Source organism: Thalassotalea marina, assembly GCF_014656435.1.
GTDB lineage: Bacteria > Pseudomonadota > Gammaproteobacteria > Enterobacterales > Alteromonadaceae > Thalassotalea_C > Thalassotalea_C marina.
Map to the genome: position 1 here is coordinate 644,837 of NZ_BNCK01000001.1, position 19,548 is coordinate 664,384.

Sequence of the window (19,548 nt, forward strand, 5' to 3'; positions counted from 1 at the left end):
TTTATTTAACTTCTTCACCAGCAGCTTGTTTGTCTGCATGGTAAGAAGAGCGCACTAGTGGTCCACATGCCGCATGCTCAAAGCCCATTTTCATGGCTTCATCATGGAACATTTTAAACTCATCAGGATGCACATAACGTTCAACGGGTAAATGGTCTTTACTAGGTTGTAAGTATTGGCCGATAGTTAACATAGTCACGCCATGAGCACGTAAGTCACGCATGACCTCTAGAATTTCTTCGTTGGTTTCACCTAAGCCTACCATTAAGCCTGACTTGGTTGGAACATCAGGGTTTGCTTCACCAAATTTCTTTAATAAATCTAATGACCACTGGTAGTTAGCACCAGGTCGTGCCTTGGTATACAAACGTGGCGCTGTTTCCATGTTATGGTTAAACACATGTGGTGGGTTTTGGTTTAAGATCTCCAACGCTCGGTCCATACGACCACGAAAATCTGGAACTAAAATTTCAACTTTAGTGTTAGGAGAATGTTCTGCAATTTCAGTAATACAGTCAGCAAATTGCTGTGCGCCACCATCACGAAGATCGTCTCGGTCAACCGATGTAATAACAACGTATTTAAGTGCCATATCTTTTAGCGTACGGGCTAATTTTTTAGGCTCTTCTGGATCTACCTTAAGTGGTCTGCCGTGTGCAACGTCACAGAAAGGACAGCGTCTTGTGCAGATAGCACCGAGTATCATGAAAGTTGCCGTACCGTGGTTAAAACACTCAGATAAGTTAGGACAAGATGCCTCTTCACATACTGAGTGTAAATCGTGTTTACGCAGAGCAGCTTTAATACTGTCAATGCGCTCACTGCTGCGTGGTAATTTAATGCGTAACCATTCAGGCTTACGTAGCATTTTTTCACGTTCTGATGGTACAACTTTGATCGGGATGTGCGCCATTTTATCGGCGTCTCTTAATTTTACTCCCGCTTCCATACGTGATGATTTAATGGTCATGTAATGACTCCAAACCGTGTTGGTATTCAATAGGGGCTGCACTCAATAGCGAAGCCATATGTTCTGTTAAAGATTTTCCCGCTTGTTCAACCGATGTAAGTGAACTTATTGCGGCACTTTGCACCATTTCCAATCCTGCATAGCCACATGGGTTTATGCGTAAAAATGGTTCCATATCCATGGCGACGTTAAGTGCTAAACCATGAAACGAGCAGCCTTTTCTTACCCGTAACCCTAAAGATGCTATTTTTTTCTCATCAACGTAAACACCTGGAGCGTCAGGCTTTGCATAAGCGGTTACACCAAAATCTGCTAAGGTGTTGATTATGCCGTTTTCAATTAAGGTAACGAGTGCACGTACTCCTAACTTTCGACGTTTAAGGTTGATCAAAAAATACATCACTTGTTGACCCGGGCCGTGATAGGTAACTTGACCACCTCGGTCTGCTTGTACAACAGGAATGTCGCCGGGCATCAGCAAGTGTTCTTCTTTACTGGCTTGTCCTAGGGTAAATACTGCAGGGTGCTCTACCAGCCAAAGCTCATCAATGGTTGATTCATCACGTTGATCAGTGAAATCTTTCATCGCTTGCCAAACGGTAACATAGTCCATTTGATCAAGTTGCCGAACAATTAGCGATTGGCTCAAAGTGTTATCTGCCGAGGTCATCTAAAGTACGTATCTGACTTGTTCAATGTCATTTAACGTTTTATAAATTAGCTCTATGTGCTCTTTGCTTGTTACTGTCACTGCGATAGAAACCGAGTGATAGTTGCCTTTTGAACTTGGCTTTATTCTTGGTGAATAATCACCAGGTGTGTGTTTTTGTAGTTCAGCGACAACCAGATCAGGTAACTCATCACAAGCTATGCCCATCACTTTGAAATTTAAAACGGTTGGAAAGTCCAACAATTCGTCAAATTTGGTATTCATCTATTACTGCTCTTGTCATCAGGTTGGCGTGTTAGCCAACAAATTGCGGGTATTTTATCATTGTTTATTGTTGAGCAAAATGGTGGCGTTTGTTTTAATTTCAAGCATAGTAAAAACAAAAAGCCTTGCACAGTGGCAAGGCTCTTCAAAAGTATTACTTGTAATAACTTGAATTAATTAAATGTTATTCGGCAAACTGCAGTTTTACGTAGTCAACTAAGCGGTCAAATAACCCACCTTCAGTAATTTCTTGTAAAGTAACAAGTGGGTATTGCCCGATGTCTTCGCCGTCAAGTTGAAGGAAAACAGTACCAACAACTTCACCTTTTGCTAAAGGTGCAATTAACTTTTTGTTTAATTCAAAGTTAGCTTTTAAGTTTTTGCGTTGTCCACGAGGAATAGTAATAGGTGTATCTTGCATTATGCCTAATTCCACTTCTTTACTATTACCCATCCAAACGCGATCAGTGACGAATTTTTCTCCCGCTTTGTACGGCGTATAAGTTTCAAAGAATCGGAAACCGTAGTTGAGTAGTTTTTTACTTTCTACTTTACGAGCTCGTTCACTTTCTGTACCCATTACTACCGCTACTAAGCGCATATCACCTTTGGTTGCTGAGGTTACTAAACTGTAGCCAGCTTGCGCAGTATGGCCAGTTTTTAACCCGTCAACATTCATACTTTTATCCCAAAGTAAGCCATTGCGGTTAATTTGTTTAATATTGTTGAAGGTAAATGATTTTTGCTTGTAAAGCGCATACTCTTCAGGAACGTCGCGAATAATAGCACTCGCTAAGGTAGCCATGTCTCTTGCTGTGGTTTTGTGTTCAGTACTGTCTAAACCATGGCTGTTTTCAAAATAGCTGCTGCTCATCCCTAGTTGTTCGGCATGTGCATTCATCAAGTCGGCAAAAGCATCTTCACTACCGGCTATGTGTTCAGCCATCGCGATACAAGCATCGTTACCTGAGGCAATGATTATGCCTAGATTAAGCTCAGAAACAGGCACTTCTTTGCCTACTTCTAAAAACATCAGTGAAGAGCCTTTTAACACTGGGTTTCCCGTTGCCCATGCTTTGGCACTGATTTTCACCATGTCTGTATTAGTGATATTTCCCGATTGCAACTCTTTACCTATGATATAACTTGTCATCATTTTGGTTAAGCTAGCTGGTGCTAATAAGATGTCAGCATTACCTTCGGCAATAACTTTACCTGTCGTGTAATCAATAAGTATATGACCTTTGGCGTTTACTTCAGGTGGGGAAGGAATGATGGTATTTGCACTTGAATATGAAGAAAATGAAAATGCAATGCATCCGATTAAAGAGAGTAGTTTCTGTTTGTTGGTTAATTTTTTCACCAGTGTTTTGGGCATAATTTACCTTATAAAAATTCTTAAAAATGTATTGAACAACATGACAGCGAGCATGTTTAAATCATATTTTCCGTCAGAGTATACCAGCTTTGATATTGAATTCTATGGCTTAGCCAAATTGAAATTGTATCTTTTTTTTAAATTAAAAAATTACTCTAAAAGCTTCAGGGTAACCTTGAGATTTTAGTTGCTCCAAGATTGACTGTAATTCCTGAGAGTCTTCAATTGGACCTACTTTTACTTTGTACAATTGACTAATCCGCATAATCTCAGTCGGGTATTTATATAAGCTACTAATGGCCTGAGATGTTTTCTTGGCAACATCTTCATTTGAAGTAGCAAATACTTGGATGTAATTGCCTTTAATATTGGATTTTTTGACTAATGGTGGTGATACTGTTTGTTCGGTAATTGCCTGGATCTGAACTTTTGTTGTGCCGGTTTTTAACATATCGAGTTTATAAGCGGCACTGTAGGATAAATCAATAATTCGATCTTGGTGGAATGGGCCTCTGTCGTTTACTCGCACAATAACTGACTTGTCGTTCGCTAAGTTTGTCACTTTGACATATGTAGGTAAAGGCAGGTTTTTATGCGCTGCAGACATACCATACATGTTATAAATTTCACCATTAGACGTTAGATGACCGTGAAACTTTTTCCCGTACCAAGACGCTTCACCAACTTCAGTAAACCCTTCAGCGCTCTGTAAAACTTTGTAGTATTTGCCCCTAACGGTATAGTGTCTGTTACCGCCTCGGCTTTTTACTTCTGTACGAGGTACGGCATCTTGCAGCTCAACAGCGGTTGGTTTACGTGTTGGGGTGCTGTCATGTTTTTGCTGATAACGTCCATAGTTAGCACTACAACCACTAATGACAATGATAAGAAAAAGTAGAACAATATAATTCATGTTAAGCATTGAAACGTCGTCGAGTACTGATAGACATTAAAATACCGAAGCCTGCCATTAATGTCACCATTGATGTACCGCCGTAGCTGACCAAAGGTAATGGCACACCAACGACAGGTAATAGGCCTGAAACCATACCGATATTAACAAAAACATAGACAAAAAATGTCAGTGTTAAGCTGCCAGCAAGCAGCTTGGTAAACGCTTGTTGCGCATTTATCGCAATCCAAAGACCACGTATAACAATGGCAAGGTACACAGTTAACAGTAGAGCGACGCCGATTAAGCCAAACTCTTCACTGAAAACAGCAAAAATGAAGTCAGTGTGTCGCTCCGGTAGAAACTCCAACTGTGATTGGGTACCTTGCATCCAGCCTTTACCCTGCAAACCACCTGAGCCAATGGCTATCTTTGATTGAATAATATGATAGCCACTACCTAATGGGTCTTGTTCGGGATTAAGAAAGGTTAATACTCGTTGTTTTTGATAATCTTTCATCAAAAACGTCCACAAAATTGGGGCAAATGCCGACGCTAATACAGCGCAACTGCCGATCAATTTCCAGCTTGCACCGGCTAAAAAAATAACAAATATGCCTGAACTGGCAATTAATAAAGATGTGCCCAAATCGGGTTGTTTTGCGATTAACAACGTTGGTATCAATACGATAATGAAGGCGATGATAATATGTTGTAGCTTGGTGGGTAAGTCATATTGGCTGACGTACCAAGCTGTCATCATAGGCACTGCAAGCTTCATTATCTCTGAGGGTTGAAACATGGTAAAACCCAAATTTATCCATCGTTTAGCTCCTTTACCCACATGGCCAAACAGTAGTACGGCCACCAGTAAAGCAACACCAGCGATAAAGGCAGGTACTGCCCACTTGCGCCAAAATTGCGGTGGTATCTGGGCTATGACGATCATGGCTGTAAAGGCAAAACCTAGTCGTTTACTATGTCGAATTACCATGTCCATGTCGCCGCCGCTAGCGCTGTAAACTACACAGATACTCAAGGTTAACAAACACAATAAACCTGCAAGAAGCGGAATATCGATGTGGAGACTTTGCCAAATGGTTTTTCGTTTTTGTTGGTCATGTCCCGTAGAGCGCATTAACGACTTCCTCGTACACTTGCTGGAATAGTTTTAAGGTGTTGCTCGCCATAGGTTTCTTCATGCAATAAATGGGGGTGTTCACTGACGATTACGCGGTCACCAAAATATTGATCGAGTATCTGGCGAGCGACTGGAGCTGCGTTGGCCGCACCACCACCTTTGGCAACGTTTTCAATAGCTACAGCAACGACAATTTCTGGGTTTTCATAGGGAGCAAAAGCAACAAACATTGCATTATCACGTTGACTCTCTGCGGTACTTTCTGCGTCATACCTTTCGTCCTGAGCTAGGTTGGCGGTTTGTGCAGAGCCGGTTTTACCTGCTGCATCATAAGTGTGGCCTTTGAACGCGTTATAGCCTGTTGCGCCTTTTTTCTGCACTGTGTTGTGCATTGCATCTAAGACTATTTCCCAATTTTTATTATCTTTTAAAACAATAGGGGGCTTATGATCGACAGGCACTTCTTCAAATATGCTGGTTCGCTCACCAGTTTCAGGGTTAACTTGATCATAACTGGTTTTGGCTTTAACTAAGTGTGGCACTTTAATATCACCACGGTTAACCAAAATTGATATAGATTGCGCAAGTTGTAATGGCGTTACAGTCCAAAAACTTTGACCGATACCAACAGACAGTGTTTCACCTGTATACCATGGCTGATTGTATCGAGCACGCTTCCATTCCACGCTTGGCATAATGGCACTGTTTTCTTCATGAATATCGATACCGGTATAATCACCAAAACCAAATTTTTCCATCATACGAGCAATACGTGTAATGCCTAACTTAAACGACAAGTCGTAATAATAAACATTGCAAGACTGTTCTAATGATTTTGTTAGGTTAACTTTACCATGCCCCCAACGTTTCCAATCTCGGCGTCTATTTTCTACCCCTTTTAACTGGTAAAAGCCAGGATCGTATATTTCGGTTTCAGGAGTAACAATGCCTTCTTCAAGTCCGGTTAAAGCCAGTAATGGTTTAATGGTTGACGCGGGTGGGTACCCTTGAACTGTCCTGTTAATGAGTGGCCTGTGTCTTGATTTTAAAAGTTTATTGTAATTTTTGCTGCTAATTCCATGGACAAACAGATTACCATCGTAAGCAGGGTTAGAGTACATTGCTAAAACGCCACCGTCTCTTGGGTCAATGGCAACAATTGCCCCTCGATGGCCGGCTAATGCTCTTTTAGCAACCATTTGTAGTTCTATATCTAAAGTTAAGGTTAAATCTTTTCCAGGTTTTGGCGGCGTAAAATCAAGTGTGCGGATAACCCGCCCTTGATTGTTAATTTCAACCTCTTGGTGGCCCACTTCACCATGTAACTCGTCTTGGTAATATTTTTCTAAGCCTAATTTGCCGATATTGCGAGTAGCAGCGTAGTTCTCGTCTTTGCCTTGTTCTTCGAGTTTGATGGCATCTCGTCGGTTAATACGTGCAACATATCCGAGAGAATGCGTGGTTAAATCTGCAAATGGGTAATAGCGCTTTAAACGCGCATCAATAAATACACCAGGAAATTTGTGTTGGTTTACGGAAAAAAGTGCAACTTGTTGTTCACTAAGTCGAGATTTCAATTCAATAGGTTTAAAACGTCGTTTACTACGCAGAGCGTTAAAAAACTTCGCCTGATGATCTTGTGAAATATCCAGTAATTCACTGATTTCGCCCACAGTTTGCGACAAGTCTTCAACCTGTTCTGGAATAATCTCAATACTGTAAATAGGTTTGTTATCGGCTAATAATACGCCGTTTCTATCGTAGATGAGCCCACGATTAGGTGCTACCGGAAGTAATTTAATGCGGTTTGAGTTAGAACGCGTTTGATATTTCTCATACGAACTGACTTGTAAGTTATAAGCTTTACTAAACAAGAGCAGTAGCATGGCTGTTACAGCCATTAAAGCAATAAATGCCCGTCGGGCAAACAAGTTTGCTTCCGCGGTATGATTCCTAATCGAAACGCGTCGTTGTTTCACCGAGTTTACTCTCTGTGGTAGGGGTGGTTATTATTGACGCTCCAAGCGCGGTATAAGCTCTCTGCCACAATTATTCTTACCATTGGGTGAGGTAAGGTTAAAGCAGATAATGACCATTTTTGTTCAGAAGCTTGAATGCATGCAGGTGCTAATCCTTCAGGACCACCTACTAAAAGCGCAACATCTCTGCCATCTAATTGCCATTTTTCCAAGTTTTGAGCTAGATCTGGTGTTGTCCAAGGTTTGCCAGTGACTTCCAAAGTCACTATACGGTTGCCTTTTGGAATAGCAGCGAGAGTTTGCTGTCCTTCTTTTTCCAAGATGCGGGCGATGTCCGCGTTTTTCCCTCGCTTTCCTGGTGGGATTTCGACAAGGTCAAAGGTTAAATCACGCGGAAAGCGACGGCTGTACTCATTAAAGCCTTGGGTAACCCAGGCTGGCATTTTATTGCCAACGGCATACAAGGTAATGCGCATCGGAAGTTATTACTCCCAAAGTTGTTCTAGTTGATATTTATCACGCATTTCGTCGGTCATGATATGCACGACGATATCGCCAAGGTCTACTAAAGACCATTCGCCAATATCAACACCTTCAACACCCAAAGGCTCAATACCTTGGGCACGACATTCTGTAGTAACATTTTGTGCGATTGATTTTACATGGCGGGTTGAGTTGCCTGATGCGATGATCATGTAATCCGCGAAGTCGGACTTTTCTGCAACATTGATGGAAGTAATATCTCGGCCTTTCATATCATCAATTTTTTCGACGATAAAATCAGCTAGTGCGTCTATTTGCAACGTTAAATCTCTTTTTGAAAAATATTAGCGGAATAATAGCACTATTATTTACTAAGGTTAATAGCCTAGGGGCATGTGTCTGTGGGATTTTAGCGATATAAATTGTGACGTTTTATGTAGTCTATTACTGATTTTGGCTGTAATGACTCGTCGAAACAATTGTTTGTAATAGCGCTTCGTAGTTCTGTTGAAGAAACGTCAATACTTGGTTGATTGAGTAAGACGATTTTTCCTGCATGGTGATGCACTAGCGATTCGGTTGAATCACAGAAGTAAGGTGCTAACGCTTGTTGATCTTGTTCGTTTAATAAAGCTTTGTCATAGCCAGGACGCACTGACACGACTAAATGACAATACGTTAGGATCTCTTGCCATTTATACCAACGAGTAAAGCTAAGTAAAGAGTCCATGCCAACTAAAAAGAATAGTTGAACATTGGGGCGCTCTTGTCTTATTTGTGCAAGGGTATCTACGGTATATGATGGCGTATTACGTGTAAGCTCACGGTTATCTACTGTGATAGATGCTCCTTCTTTTGCTGCCAGTTCAGTCATTTTTAACCTGTGCATCGCATCAGCATGAGTTCCCTGTTTGTGCGGCGGAATATGTGCAGGCATCAAACTTAGTTCATCAAGCTTCAATTGCTTAGCGATATCGAGAGCTGGCTTTATATGGCCGTAGTGAATAGGGTCGAATGTGCCACCCAAAATACCAACGCGGTAAGGAGCTAAAACGTTAGTGGTTGAACTCATAATCTAATGCAAATTGTTGAGTTAACTGGCCATGATATAAAGTGATAATGGTGTCGCTTAGCAAAATAAAGGGGTTAAAATCACTGGACGTCTTCGAAATTAAATCGGTATCTGCTAAGCGTGCTTGCGCGATAGCAAGGTTGCTTGGTGATATATTGCTTAATGCCTTTTGATACATGGGCTTTCGCTTATCCCAGATTCGGTATTCTTTACAAAGATTTGTGAAATCTTGTCCGCTTTGCATTTTTTCTTGCATGTCGGCCAGCTGTTTTATTTCTTTGTGAATAAACCAAACCAGTTGTTGAAATGGCGTACCATCATGTTGTAATTGATCTAACATGTTGATGCATTTCGTGATATCACCTAATAACAAAGCGTCGATAATTTGAAATGGATTAAATTTTGCCTGTTTGATAAGCAGTTGTTGTGCTTGCTCTGCGGTGATCAATTGTTGGCCAAATAAAATAGCGAACTTTTGTAATTCTTGGTCTAGGGCGTTTAAGTTACCTTCAAATAACTCTGCCAATAGAAAAACTACATCGGGCAACATATTGACTTGATATTGCCTTGCCTGCTTTTGTATCCACTGTTGTAAATGTTTTCCTTCGATATCGTAAAGTGGCAAAAATACACCATCTTTGTCTAAAGCTTTAAACCATTTACGTTTTTGAGTGGCGGCATCAATTTTGTCGCCGTGCAGTAATAACAATACATCAGGCGAGGGAGAGGCCATTAGATCAACTAAAATTTTGGCAGCAGTTTCGTTTAATTTTAGCGTCATCAAATCTAATTCAATGATGCGTCTGCTGGCAAACAAGCTTAATGCTTGATACTCCTGAGCGACCAATGACCAATCAAATTTATCGTCAACCGTTAGCTGAATAACTTCATCAAAACCTTGCTGCAAATAATGTTGTTTTATTTGCTGTAGGCTGTTGAGTTTTTGCCAAGGTTCATCACCAAATATCATCCAAACAGGCGCTAAGCTTTTGTTTAGTGTATTAGATAGTTGGTTATGATAAATCCGCATGAATTGCCTTCAATTTATAGCTGTATGCTGGCCATATTACGCAAAATTTTATCAGCCGCTTCCATACGCATTTCTTTTAGCATTAGTGATAATTCGCGACTTTTTGCTAATGCGATATCCGGATCGTCTTGATAATCGCGGTTAAGCTCAAAAGTAAATGTTTGAGGTGTTTTACCGTCCATGCGCAATTGATACTTTACCGTATAAATCAATTCATACTCGGCGACTTGGCCATTAGGGAATACAGACAAAGTACGACGGTCTAGTGAATCTTTTAAAATACGTAGTTCTGGATGACTAATTTCATAATTTGCCAACAGAGTGACTTTATTACGCTGTAGGTGTTTTTTGGTTAAACGGGTAAGTTCTCCGTGTTTGTCGGCAGAACTTAGGTAGATGGTTTGCAATTGAGGATCAAGCAGGTAATCACCACGCAACTTAAAACCACAAGCACTTAGCAATAAAGCGCATAGCACGAGGCTATACGCTTTAGCTAACTTAAAAAAACGAGTTTTGTTTTTTTTAGTCATGTCAATTAATTGGCCACAATATTGAGTAATTTACCTGGTACGTAAATTACCTTACGGATTGTTTTATCGTCGATAAACTTAGCAACATTCTCTTCCGTGGTACCTAAATGTTCCACTTGTTCTTGACTCGCATCGGCTGCAACCGTGATTTTTGCACGAACTTTGCCGTTAACTTGCACAATAATAAGTTTTTCATCTTCAACTAGAGCTGACTCATCAACTTGTGGCCATGAAGCTTCTTCAAGCGAAGAGCCGTCGCCAATTTGTTGCCATAAGTTGTGACCTAAGTGAGGTACGATAGGCGATAACATTAAAACAACAGCACGAATTGCTTCTTGCATGACAGCGCGGTCTTCATTTGACTCAAGAGGCGCTTTGGCTAAATGGTTCATTAACTCCATGATAGCTGCAATAGCCGTGTTAAAGGTGTTACGACGACCAATATCATCACTAACTTTACTGATCGTTTTGTGAAGTTCGCGGCGCAATGTTTTTTGAGCGCTGTTTAGCGTCTTAACGTCGATATCTGCTACGTCACCACTTTGAGTAAAGTCATAGGCAAGCTTCCAAACACGTTTTAAGAAGCGATGTGCACCTTCAACGCCTGAGTCAGACCATTCTAATGTTTGCTCTGGTGGTGAAGTAAACATCACAAACAAACGTACGGTGTCTGCACCAAATTGCTCGATAACTTCTTGAGGGTCAATACCGTTATTTTTCGATTTAGACATTTTACTCATGCCAGCAGAAATAACAGGTTCACCATCTAATTTACTTGTCGCCTTGGTGATTTGGCCTTTGTCATTGCGCTCAACTTCAACATCCGAAGGGGCAATCCACTCTTGGCCGCCATTTTCACCTTCACGGTAGTAAGTATCAGCTAAAACCATGCCCTGACATAACAAGCTCTTGAACGGCTCATCACTGTCAACTAATCCAACATCACGTAATAGTTTGTGGAAAAAACGTGCGTACAATAAGTGCAAAATAGCGTGTTCAATACCACCAACATATTGGTCTACAGGTAACCAATAGTTAGCTTTTTCTGGGTCTAACATTTGGGTATCATCGTTTGGACTACAAAAACGCGCGTAATACCATGACGATTCCATAAAGGTATCAAAAGTATCTGTTTCTTTTAACGCCGCTTCACCGTTATAGGTTGTTTTTGCCCACTCAGGATCGTCTTTAATCGGTGAGGTTACACCGTTCATCACGACATCTTCTGGTAATTCAACCGGTAGTTGATCTTCAGGAACTGGTACAGATTCACCGTTCGCTAAATTGATCATTGGGATTGGTGCACCCCAATAACGCTGGCGAGATACACCCCAGTCGCGTAAACGGTAGTTCACTTTAACTGAGCCTTTACCTAGTGAAACTAACTTTTGTGCAATGGCGTCAAAAGCTTGCTCAAAGCTTAAACCGTCAAATTCACCTGAATTGATCAAGGTGTTTTTATCAACGATAGCTGCTTCATCGATGTTGTCGTCTTCACTTGCTTCAATGACTTGTTTTATCGCTAGACCATATTTTTTGGCAAATTCGTAGTCACGTTGGTCGTGACCTGGAACTGACATCACAGCACCTGAGCCGTAATCCATTAATACGAAGTTAGCAGCCCATACTGGTACTAATTCACCGGTTAATGGATGAACAGCTTTAAGGCCGGTGTCTACGCCTTTTTTCTCCATCGCAGCAATGTCAGCTTCAGTTGCTTTACTTTGTTTACACTCGTCGATAAAAGCCGCTAGCTCTGGATTACTTTTTGCTGCTGCAAGTGCTAATGGATGTTGAGCAGCTAGGGCAACATAAGTAACACCCATGACAGTATCTGGACGTGTGGTGTAGATATCAAACTGCTCTTCGCTGTCAGCAATAGCAAAGGTCATTTCTACACCTTGTGAACGACCAATCCAGTTTCTTTGCATGGTCTTCACTTGCTCAGGCCAACCTTCTAATTGGTCTAAGTCATTTAATAATTCTTCGGCGTAATCGGTGATCTTGATAAACCACTGAGGGATTTCTTTGCGCTCAACAATGGCGCCAGAACGCCAGCCACGGCCATCGATTACTTGTTCGTTAGCAAGTACTGTTTGGTCGACAGGATCCCAGTTAACCGTGGCATTTTTCTTGTAAACTAAGCCTTTTTCATAAAGCTTAGTAAAGAACCATTGTTCCCAGCGGTAGTAGTCTTTACGACATGTCGCTAGTTCACGATCCCAGTCATAACCAAAACCTAAAGACTTTAATTGACCTTTCATGTAGTCAATATTTTGATAAGTCCATTTGGCTGGTGCAGAATTGTTTTTGATCGCTGCATTTTCAGCTGGTAAACCAAAAGAGTCCCAACCCATAGGTTGCATCACGTTTTTACCTTGTAAGCGCTGATAGCGTGAAATCACATCACCTAAGCTGTAATTGCGAACATGCCCCATGTGGAGTTTGCCACTTGGGTAAGGGAACATAGACAAACAATAAAACTTTTCTTTTCCTGGCTGCTCAACGGCTTTAAACGTTTTGTTTTCAGTCCAGTACTTCTGAACTTCAGCTTCGATAGACTGGGGATTGTAAATGGATTCCATTAATGATTTTCTCAATTATTTGATGTGATGCGAAATGCGCGTCAAATATGTGCTTAAAATAATCGCCATAGAATACATGATTTGCCGCATTAACGACAAGTTTAATACCTGTTTTATGCACATTTTTATAGCAGGTCACTTCGCTATTGTTTTGTCGCTACTGCTATACTGAATTTATACGCAACAAATTGGAGTGAAATGATGGATAAAGATCGCTTCTCAGACTTCTACCAAGGCATGGCGCAATGGCTAACTGATGTCAAAAAACATGAAGTAACTCAAATTGTTGAATTGGTTGAACAAGCTAAAGCATTACTTGTTGCTATGGAGCAATTACCTGAAGAAAAAATGAAGCAGTTTGTTGATAATTTTACCTATGATTTACATGAGTTTTATTTACAAAATCAAGAACAGGCTAAACACTCGATTTATTTAGCTTTAATGCGTGAATCTTTTTGGGCATTGATGGCAAAAATAACCGATCAATCACAAGTAGAATGGGCTGAGCTGACTGATGATTTTAAACATCATGGTGTATACAAATCGGGTGATGTTATTGGTTTTGGCTTGTTGCAATGCAGACAATGTCGACAGTCTACGCCTGTGACTCATATGGCTAAAGTGGTTGATTGCATACATTGCGGTCACAATGAATTTACCCGAATTAGCTTAACACCTTAGTAATGTGCAAATGATAAGCTATTGATTAAATTATGACAGTTTGAGAGAAAACTTTGCTTCAAACGGATAGTTGCGAGTAAACTTGGCAGTAAAGATAACAATTATCCATTGTGTATTACACTTCTCTATTCTTAGGTAGTCTGCTATGACCCCAACTTTGAGCCAATACAAATTGGCATCTGCACAGCTTACAGCGCAATTAGAGCCTTCTATTTTTGCACAATCAGAATATGATCCTCAGCAGTCAAAAATATTTCTAGGGCACCAAAGAGCAAAGGAAGCGCTAGAGTTTGGCTTATCAATGCAGGCTAGGGGATTCAACGTTTATGCCATGGGCGATCATGGCACGGGCAGACAAACACTTATTATGCAAATGTTGGCTAAAACAGCAGCCAATCAACCAACGCCTGACGAATGGTGTTATACCAATAACTTTGATGATGCACATTCGCCGCTAAAGCTATATTTGAGTCCTGGTGTTGGTAAGCAGCTACTTACTCGCATGAATACCTTCATTGATGAATTGATGGGGCTATTTCCTGAAATTTTTGACAACCCTGGGTATCAACGTCAAAAAGCAGCAATTGATCGAGAATTTAATCAAAAATACGACCAAGCAATCGCTAATGTTGAAGCGACGGCGCTAAGCCACGAAGTAGTGCTTTTTGAAGAAGCGGGTGAAATTGGATTTGCACCATTAGTGGAAGGTAAACCACTCAATGACAAAGAGTTTGCAAATTTAGATGAAGAACAGCGCACAGCGTTTTATGAGCTATTAGAAAAATTAGAAAACTTATTATCAGAACAGTTAATTGAATTACCTCAGTGGAAGCGTATTTCTTCCGACAAAATGCGTCGCCTTAAACATGAAACTGCTGAGCAAAATATTAGACCGCTGCTAAAAGAACTTGAACACGAGTTTTCCAGTAATATTGGAGTACTTAAGTACTTATCAACAGTCAAAGAACACGTTGTTGACGCTGTGTTAGAAATTTTGTGTGATGAAACAAATGACGCATTAGTCAAAGATAAAGACTTGCGCAAACTCATGGTAGAGCGCTTTTTACCTAATTTAATTGTGCCAAGAGCGGTAGATTCAGGTGCACCTGTGGTGTATGAAGAAAATCCAACCTTTCAAAATTTGTTTGGACAAGTGGATGTAGCTTCATTTCAAGGTGCAACATATACCAGTTATCGTTTGATTAGACCGGGTGCATTACATCGAGCAAATGGTGGCTATTTGTTGCTTGATGCTGAAAAATTATTGAATCAACCTTTGGTGTGGTCACGTTTAAAACTGGCGTTGAAAACCCAACAAATTACTATTGAAAATCCATACAACGAATACTCTCAACCTGGTGCACTGAGTTTGCAACCAGAGAAAATTCCTTTGCAAGTCAAAGTGGTATTGCTGGGAGATTCTAGTTTGTATTATATGTTGCAAGATTACGATCAAGAGTTTACTGAGTTATTTCGAGTGTTAGCCGATTTTGATCGCCACCTAGATAACACTGAACATAACTTAAAAGAATATGCACAGCTTATTCGACAACGCGCTTACAAATATAATTACGCTAACGTCAGTGACAAAGCCGTCATTGAGTTGGTACGTTATGCGTTAAGAAAAGCCGAACATCAACATAAAATTTCTGCCAATATCGTGCAAGTAAATGACCTGCTTGATGAGGCTAATTATTTATGGCGCAACGATGGCGCGCAAGGTGAACTTACTGAGAAGTATGTGAAAAATGCCATGTTAGCCAAAGATAAACGCATTGGTCGTATCAGTGAAACTTGGCTCAATGAAATTAAAGAAGAGCAGGTGCTAATCAGTACATCAGGTAAACATGTTGGCAAAGTTAATGGCTTAACGGTATTGGAAATTGGCGACAGTGTTTTTGGCACACCAGCACGTATTACCGCGACTGTTTACGCAGGTAGCCATGGTATTACTGATATTGAGCGTGAAGTTGATTTGGGCAAATCTATTCACTCAAAAGGTGTATTGCTACTTTCTGGATATTTAGGTCATAAATATGGTCAGGATTTTCCTGTCTCCATTTCGGCCAATATTGCCATTGAACAGTCATATGGACACATCGACGGTGATAGCGCTTCGATGGCTGAGCTGTGTGCGCTAATATCGGCAATTTCGCAAATTCCAATTGATCAGAGTATCGCGATAACTGGCTCAATGAACCAGCATGGTGAAGTGCAATCAATTGGTGGCGTCAATGAAAAAATTGAAGGCTTTTATCGGTTATGCAAGGACGAAGGGTTGACGGGACAGCAAGGTGTTATTATCCCTAAAACCAATGTGATTAACTTAATGTTGTCAGAAGAAGTGATCACCGCTGTAGAAGCCGGGCAGTTTCATATTTATGCAGTAGAAAATGTCGAGCAATCCATGGAAATCTTAATGGGCATAACGGCAGGTAAAATTAATAGTGTTGGTCGTTACCCTCGTAAATCAATTCATGCTCAAGTCCTTGATAAATTGAATAAACTTTCAGAGCTTATTAACGGCATGGAAGAGTAAATAGTCAATTTTTAGCGCTTTTGTGTATATACACTGAATTTTTACTGTTTTGGTTATGCATGTTGTTATCACTTAGTTAAGTTGATAACAACATCAACAGCCAGACTGCGTGCAATTAATTAGGGAAAAAGGAAAATTGAGCGCTATTTGTATACCTTTTAAACTTGCCTTTGGCTGCTCATTGTCGCCCTGAACACTTCTTTAAACAATCTCATCGCAAAACGGCTTTGCTTAAGTGTATTAGCGTGTTCTAAACAGGCTAATCAAACGCTAAGTTGCCAAAATATTTAATAGTATTGCTATGAGCCACTTGATTTATTACTGATATTTGCAAATTGCAAAAGCTGTCTTATGCTTTAATTATTGTCTGTTCATTAAATGAACACGTTGAGTAAAACCATAATAAATTGTCGATAAGTGGGCCGTCTATCGCGTAGCTAGTAATGCACTAGCGATTAGGGGGCGAATGCATGACGGTTTCAACTCAGTTAACACAAGCTTGGCCAATTGCTGCTTTTTTTCTGATCTTAGTATTAATGCTAATTGGCATGATGATTTTGTCTTATTTACTTGGAAATAAAACAAAAAGCCCCGCAAAAAATCTACCTTACGAATCGGGCATTGTTTCAGTAAATGAAAACAAAACCCGCTTTACCAGTCATTTCTTTTTGTATGCCATATTTTTTGTCATTTTTGATCTAGAAACCATTTTTTTATTTGCTTGGGTAATTGCCTTCAAAGAGTCAGGCTGGCCTGGATTTATTGAGGCAAGCATTTTTATTTTAGTGCTATTGGTTGCTTTAATTTATTTATGGCGTGTTGGTGCACTCACGTTGAAAAGGCGACACCAACCATTTCGGGCGCAACCACATCAACAAATAAGGCGGTTACGCTAATGGAATGGTCACTAACTAAAGCTGAGCTTGATAACCATTTCCAACAAGCAAAATCAGAAGTGGAGCAAGAGTTGGAGCGTAATGTGTTGCTGACGAAGCTCGATGATCTGGTTAACTGGGGACGTAAAAACTCAATTTGGCCGTTCAATTTTGGCTTAAGTTGTTGCTACGTAGAAATGGCCACCAGTTTCACCTCTCGGCACGATATTGCTCGTTTTGGTGCAGAAGTTATTCGGGCCACGCCAAGACAAGCGGATTTGATGGTCATTTCTGGTACCTGTTTTCGTAAAATGGCGCCAGTTATTCAACATCTTTATCAACAGTTACTCGAGCCTAAATGGATTATTTCTATGGGATCATGTGCCAACTCCGGTGGAATGTATGACATTTATAGCGTGGTGCAAGGTGTAGATAAATTTATACCTGTTGATGTCTATGTGCCCGGTTGCCCACCGCGCCCAGAAGCTTTGCTTGAAGCCATTTTATTACTGCAACAGCAAATCGCTCATCAGCCACGAACGGTAAGTTGGATGGTCGATGGTGGTCAGATAACCGAAGTGAAAAAGCCGTCAATGCGCGATATTAAACACCCTCACCGCATCAAAACCACTAATTTAAATGAGCCTGATTCAATATGAACAATAGCGCGCTCAACTTCTCAAACAGTAAAGATTGGCATCAACCCCATGCTGCGGCAATTTTTAATGAGCTGCGTGCTCACCTACCTGACGTCAGATTAACGGAGGCGTCATTACTGGATAATATTCGAGATGATACTGCGACGTGTTGGGTTGATAGACAAGATCTCGTTACCTTGATGCAAGTAATACGGCATGAGCTGAGTATGCCTTTTACTTTGTGTTTTGATATTACGGCAATTGATGAAACAGAGCGAGAATATAGATCAGAGCAAGTGAGCGATTTTACCGTTAGCTATCATTTGGTATCACCAGATCGTAATCAAGATTTACGTATTAAAGTTGCTTTAACAAAAGATGACAAAACTATACCAAGTGTTTGTCTTTATTGGCCAAACGCCAATTGGTACGAACGCGAAGTTTGGGACATGTTTGGCATCGTTTTTCAAGGACACCCACATTTAACCCGCATTTTAATGCCGCATACTTGGCAAGGTCACCCATTGCTCAAAGTGCACCCAGCACGAGCAACTGAAATGGATCCTTTTACCTTACCAGCATACAAACAAGACGAAGAGCAAGAGGCGTTAAAGTTTCAGCCAGAAGCGTGGGGGATGAAACGCCAGCATGAAAACACCGATTTTATGTTTTTAAATCTAGGACCAAATCATCCCAGTGTTCATGGCGCTTTTCGTATTGTGTTGCAAATGGATGGTGAAGAGATTGTCGACTGTGTGCCAGATATTGGCTATCACCACCGTGGCGCGGAAAAAATGGGGGAAAGGCAATCTTGGCATAGTTATATTCCATACACCGATCGCATCGACTATTTGGGCGGTGTGATGAATAACTTTCCCTATGTGATGGCGGTGGAACAACTGGCTGGTATTCAAGTGCCAGACAGGGCCAAAGTGATCCGTATTATGACCGCGGAAATGTTTCGCATTTTAAGTCATTTACTTTTTTACGGCACCTTTGCCCAAGATGTTGGTGCACTATCACCGATATTTTATATGTTTATCGATAGAGAAAAGTTGTTTGGCATTATTGAAGCCTTCACTGGCGCACGTATGCATCCTAGTTGGTTTCGCATAGGTGGCATAGCGTCTGACTTACCCAAAGGGTGGAATACGTTAGTACGTGAATATGTTAACTATTTACCAGCACGCTTAGACCAATACGAAAAAATGGTCATGCAAAACAGTATTTTGAAGGCGAGAACTCAAGGCATAGGTGCTTACTCAACACAAGAGGCGATTGACTGGGGCATCACAGGTCCAGGACTAAGAGCAACGGGGTTTGCTTGGGATCTCCGTAAACAGCGACCTTATTCTGGTTACGATCAATTTGATTTTGACGTGCCCACTGGGGCAAACGGTGATTGTTATGATAGATGTCGGGTGCGTGTAGAAGAAATGCGACAAAGCATTCGTATCATAGAGCAATGTTTAAATAATATGCCTGAAGGACCATACAAAGCAGAACACCCACAAACTACGCCACCAGATAAATCAAAAACGATGACTGACATCGACAGCCTTATTCCACATTTTATTAACGTGTCTTGGGGGCCAAGGATCCCAGCAGGTGAAGTGAGTGTTGCCGTTGAGGCGACCAAAGGTATTATGGCGTATCACTTGGTTAGTGACGGATCAACGATCAGCTACCGAACTAGGATCCGAACACCGAGTTTCCCACATTTGCAAATGATCCCTGTGATGGCTCGTGGCCAAATGGTAGCAGACTTAATCGCCACACTGGGCAGTATTGATTATGTCATGGCCGATGTAGACAGGTGAT

General features: G+C 40.9%; 18 protein-coding genes. 5 read left to right on the forward strand and 13 right to left on the reverse strand.

From position 1 onward, the window contains the following. Position 1 precedes the first annotated feature (1 nt). From lipA to leuS, 13 genes are all read right to left on the reverse strand, one after another. Complete coding sequence (gene lipA, locus IE199_RS02910) at positions 2 to 970, reverse strand: lipoyl synthase (protein ID WP_189767201.1); 969 nt, start codon at positions 968 to 970, stop codon at positions 2 to 4. Then, complete coding sequence (gene lipB, locus IE199_RS02915; RefSeq protein ID WP_189767202.1) at positions 960 to 1,640, reverse strand: lipoyl(octanoyl) transferase LipB; 681 nt, start codon at positions 1,638 to 1,640, stop codon at positions 960 to 962. Before lipB ends, lipA begins: the two co-directional genes overlap by 11 nt. Continuing rightward, complete coding sequence (gene ybeD, locus IE199_RS02920) at positions 1,641 to 1,904, reverse strand: DUF493 family protein YbeD (RefSeq protein ID WP_189767203.1); 264 nt, start codon at positions 1,902 to 1,904, stop codon at positions 1,641 to 1,643. Positions 1,905 to 2,088: 184 nt separating this feature from the next. After that, entirely contained in the window at positions 2,089 to 3,282 is a 1,194-nt protein-coding gene (locus IE199_RS02925; RefSeq protein WP_189767204.1) for a serine hydrolase, read from the reverse strand. A 142-nt stretch (positions 3,283 to 3,424) separates the two neighbouring features. Beyond that, positions 3,425 to 4,195, reverse strand: coding sequence for a septal ring lytic transglycosylase RlpA family protein (locus tag IE199_RS02930; RefSeq protein WP_229854500.1), 771 nt, complete (start codon positions 4,193 to 4,195; stop codon positions 3,425 to 3,427). A 1-nt stretch (position 4,196) separates the two neighbouring features. After that, positions 4,197 to 5,312, reverse strand: coding sequence for a rod shape-determining protein RodA (rodA, locus tag IE199_RS02935; protein ID WP_189767206.1), 1,116 nt, complete (start codon positions 5,310 to 5,312; stop codon positions 4,197 to 4,199). Further along, the gene (gene mrdA, locus IE199_RS02940; RefSeq protein ID WP_189767207.1) at positions 5,312 to 7,294 is read right to left on the reverse strand and encodes a penicillin-binding protein 2; all 1,983 of its coding nucleotides are present in this window, start codon (positions 7,292 to 7,294) and stop codon (positions 5,312 to 5,314) included. The genes rodA and mrdA overlap by 1 nt, the downstream gene beginning before the upstream one ends. 5 nt (positions 7,295 to 7,299) lie before the next feature. After that, positions 7,300 to 7,770, reverse strand: a complete 471-nt coding sequence (gene rlmH / locus IE199_RS02945; protein WP_189767208.1) for a 23S rRNA (pseudouridine(1915)-N(3))-methyltransferase RlmH — start codon at positions 7,768 to 7,770, stop codon at positions 7,300 to 7,302. Between the two features lie 9 nt (positions 7,771 to 7,779). Further along, complete coding sequence (rsfS, locus tag IE199_RS02950; RefSeq protein ID WP_189767209.1) at positions 7,780 to 8,097, reverse strand: ribosome silencing factor; 318 nt, start codon at positions 8,095 to 8,097, stop codon at positions 7,780 to 7,782. Positions 8,098 to 8,186: 89 nt separating this feature from the next. After that, positions 8,187 to 8,849 (reverse strand): nicotinate-nucleotide adenylyltransferase, encoded by a 663-nt coding sequence (gene nadD, locus IE199_RS02955; protein WP_189767210.1) that lies wholly within the window; start codon positions 8,847 to 8,849, stop codon positions 8,187 to 8,189. Further along, entirely contained in the window at positions 8,833 to 9,879 is a 1,047-nt protein-coding gene (gene holA, locus IE199_RS02960; protein WP_189767211.1) for a DNA polymerase III subunit delta, read from the reverse strand. The genes nadD and holA overlap by 17 nt, the downstream gene beginning before the upstream one ends. 14 nt (positions 9,880 to 9,893) lie before the next feature. After that, positions 9,894 to 10,409, reverse strand: coding sequence for an LPS-assembly lipoprotein LptE (locus tag IE199_RS02965; protein WP_189767212.1), 516 nt, complete (start codon positions 10,407 to 10,409; stop codon positions 9,894 to 9,896). A 5-nt stretch (positions 10,410 to 10,414) separates the two neighbouring features. After that, entirely contained in the window at positions 10,415 to 12,994 is a 2,580-nt protein-coding gene (leuS, locus tag IE199_RS02970; RefSeq protein WP_189767213.1) for a leucine--tRNA ligase, read from the reverse strand. Positions 12,995 to 13,192: 198 nt separating this feature from the next. Here leuS and IE199_RS02975 point away from each other — a divergent pair, with 198 nt between their 5' ends. The 5 genes from IE199_RS02975 to nuoC all read left to right on the forward strand — a co-directional run bounded on the left by IE199_RS02975 (position 13,193) and on the right by nuoC (position 19,547). Continuing rightward, complete coding sequence (locus tag IE199_RS02975) at positions 13,193 to 13,675, forward strand: zinc ribbon-containing protein (protein WP_189767214.1); 483 nt, start codon at positions 13,193 to 13,195, stop codon at positions 13,673 to 13,675. A 145-nt stretch (positions 13,676 to 13,820) separates the two neighbouring features. After that, positions 13,821 to 16,214 (forward strand): Lon protease family protein, encoded by a 2,394-nt coding sequence (locus tag IE199_RS02980; protein ID WP_189767215.1) that lies wholly within the window; start codon positions 13,821 to 13,823, stop codon positions 16,212 to 16,214. A gap of 470 nt (positions 16,215 to 16,684) precedes the next feature. Continuing rightward, positions 16,685 to 17,110, forward strand: a complete 426-nt coding sequence (ndhC, locus tag IE199_RS02985) for an NADH-quinone oxidoreductase subunit A (RefSeq protein ID WP_189767216.1) — start codon at positions 16,685 to 16,687, stop codon at positions 17,108 to 17,110. Continuing rightward, complete coding sequence (locus tag IE199_RS02990; protein WP_189767217.1) at positions 17,110 to 17,748, forward strand: NuoB/complex I 20 kDa subunit family protein; 639 nt, start codon at positions 17,110 to 17,112, stop codon at positions 17,746 to 17,748. Before ndhC ends, IE199_RS02990 begins: the two co-directional genes overlap by 1 nt. Next, the gene (gene nuoC / locus IE199_RS02995) at positions 17,745 to 19,547 is read left to right on the forward strand and encodes an NADH-quinone oxidoreductase subunit C/D (protein ID WP_189767218.1); all 1,803 of its coding nucleotides are present in this window, start codon (positions 17,745 to 17,747) and stop codon (positions 19,545 to 19,547) included. The genes IE199_RS02990 and nuoC overlap by 4 nt, the downstream gene beginning before the upstream one ends. The last annotated feature ends 1 nt before the right edge of the window (position 19,548 follow it).

Excerpts from the sequence above, each read along its gene's own strand:
- IE199_RS02965 (WP_189767212.1), bottom strand. The coding sequence starts at position 10,409 with ATGACTAAAAAAAACAAAACTCGTTTTTTTAAGTTAGCTAAAGCGTAT.
- IE199_RS02930 (WP_229854500.1), bottom strand. The coding sequence starts at position 4,195 with ATGAATTATATTGTTCTACTTTTTCTTATCATTGTCATTAGTGGTTGT.
- ybeD (WP_189767203.1), bottom strand. The coding sequence starts at position 1,904 with ATGAATACCAAATTTGACGAATTGTTGGACTTTCCAACCGTTTTAAAT.
- IE199_RS02980 (WP_189767215.1), top strand. The coding sequence starts at position 13,821 with ATGACCCCAACTTTGAGCCAATACAAATTGGCATCTGCACAGCTTACA.
- lipB (WP_189767202.1), bottom strand. The coding sequence starts at position 1,640 with ATGACCTCGGCAGATAACACTTTGAGCCAATCGCTAATTGTTCGGCAA.
- leuS (WP_189767213.1), bottom strand. The coding sequence starts at position 12,994 with ATGGAATCCATTTACAATCCCCAGTCTATCGAAGCTGAAGTTCAGAAG.
- IE199_RS02975 (WP_189767214.1), top strand. The coding sequence starts at position 13,193 with ATGATGGATAAAGATCGCTTCTCAGACTTCTACCAAGGCATGGCGCAA.
- rodA (WP_189767206.1), bottom strand. The coding sequence starts at position 5,312 with ATGCGCTCTACGGGACATGACCAACAAAAACGAAAAACCATTTGGCAA.
- IE199_RS02990 (WP_189767217.1), top strand. The coding sequence starts at position 17,110 with ATGGAATGGTCACTAACTAAAGCTGAGCTTGATAACCATTTCCAACAA.
- lipA (WP_189767201.1), bottom strand. The coding sequence starts at position 970 with ATGACCATTAAATCATCACGTATGGAAGCGGGAGTAAAATTAAGAGAC.
- IE199_RS02925 (WP_189767204.1), bottom strand. The coding sequence starts at position 3,282 with ATGCCCAAAACACTGGTGAAAAAATTAACCAACAAACAGAAACTACTC.
- ndhC (WP_189767216.1), top strand. The coding sequence starts at position 16,685 with ATGACGGTTTCAACTCAGTTAACACAAGCTTGGCCAATTGCTGCTTTT.
- nuoC (WP_189767218.1), top strand. The coding sequence starts at position 17,745 with ATGAACAATAGCGCGCTCAACTTCTCAAACAGTAAAGATTGGCATCAA.
- rlmH (WP_189767208.1), bottom strand. The coding sequence starts at position 7,770 with ATGCGCATTACCTTGTATGCCGTTGGCAATAAAATGCCAGCCTGGGTT.
- nadD (WP_189767210.1), bottom strand. The coding sequence starts at position 8,849 with ATGAGTTCAACCACTAACGTTTTAGCTCCTTACCGCGTTGGTATTTTG.
- holA (WP_189767211.1), bottom strand. The coding sequence starts at position 9,879 with ATGCGGATTTATCATAACCAACTATCTAATACACTAAACAAAAGCTTA.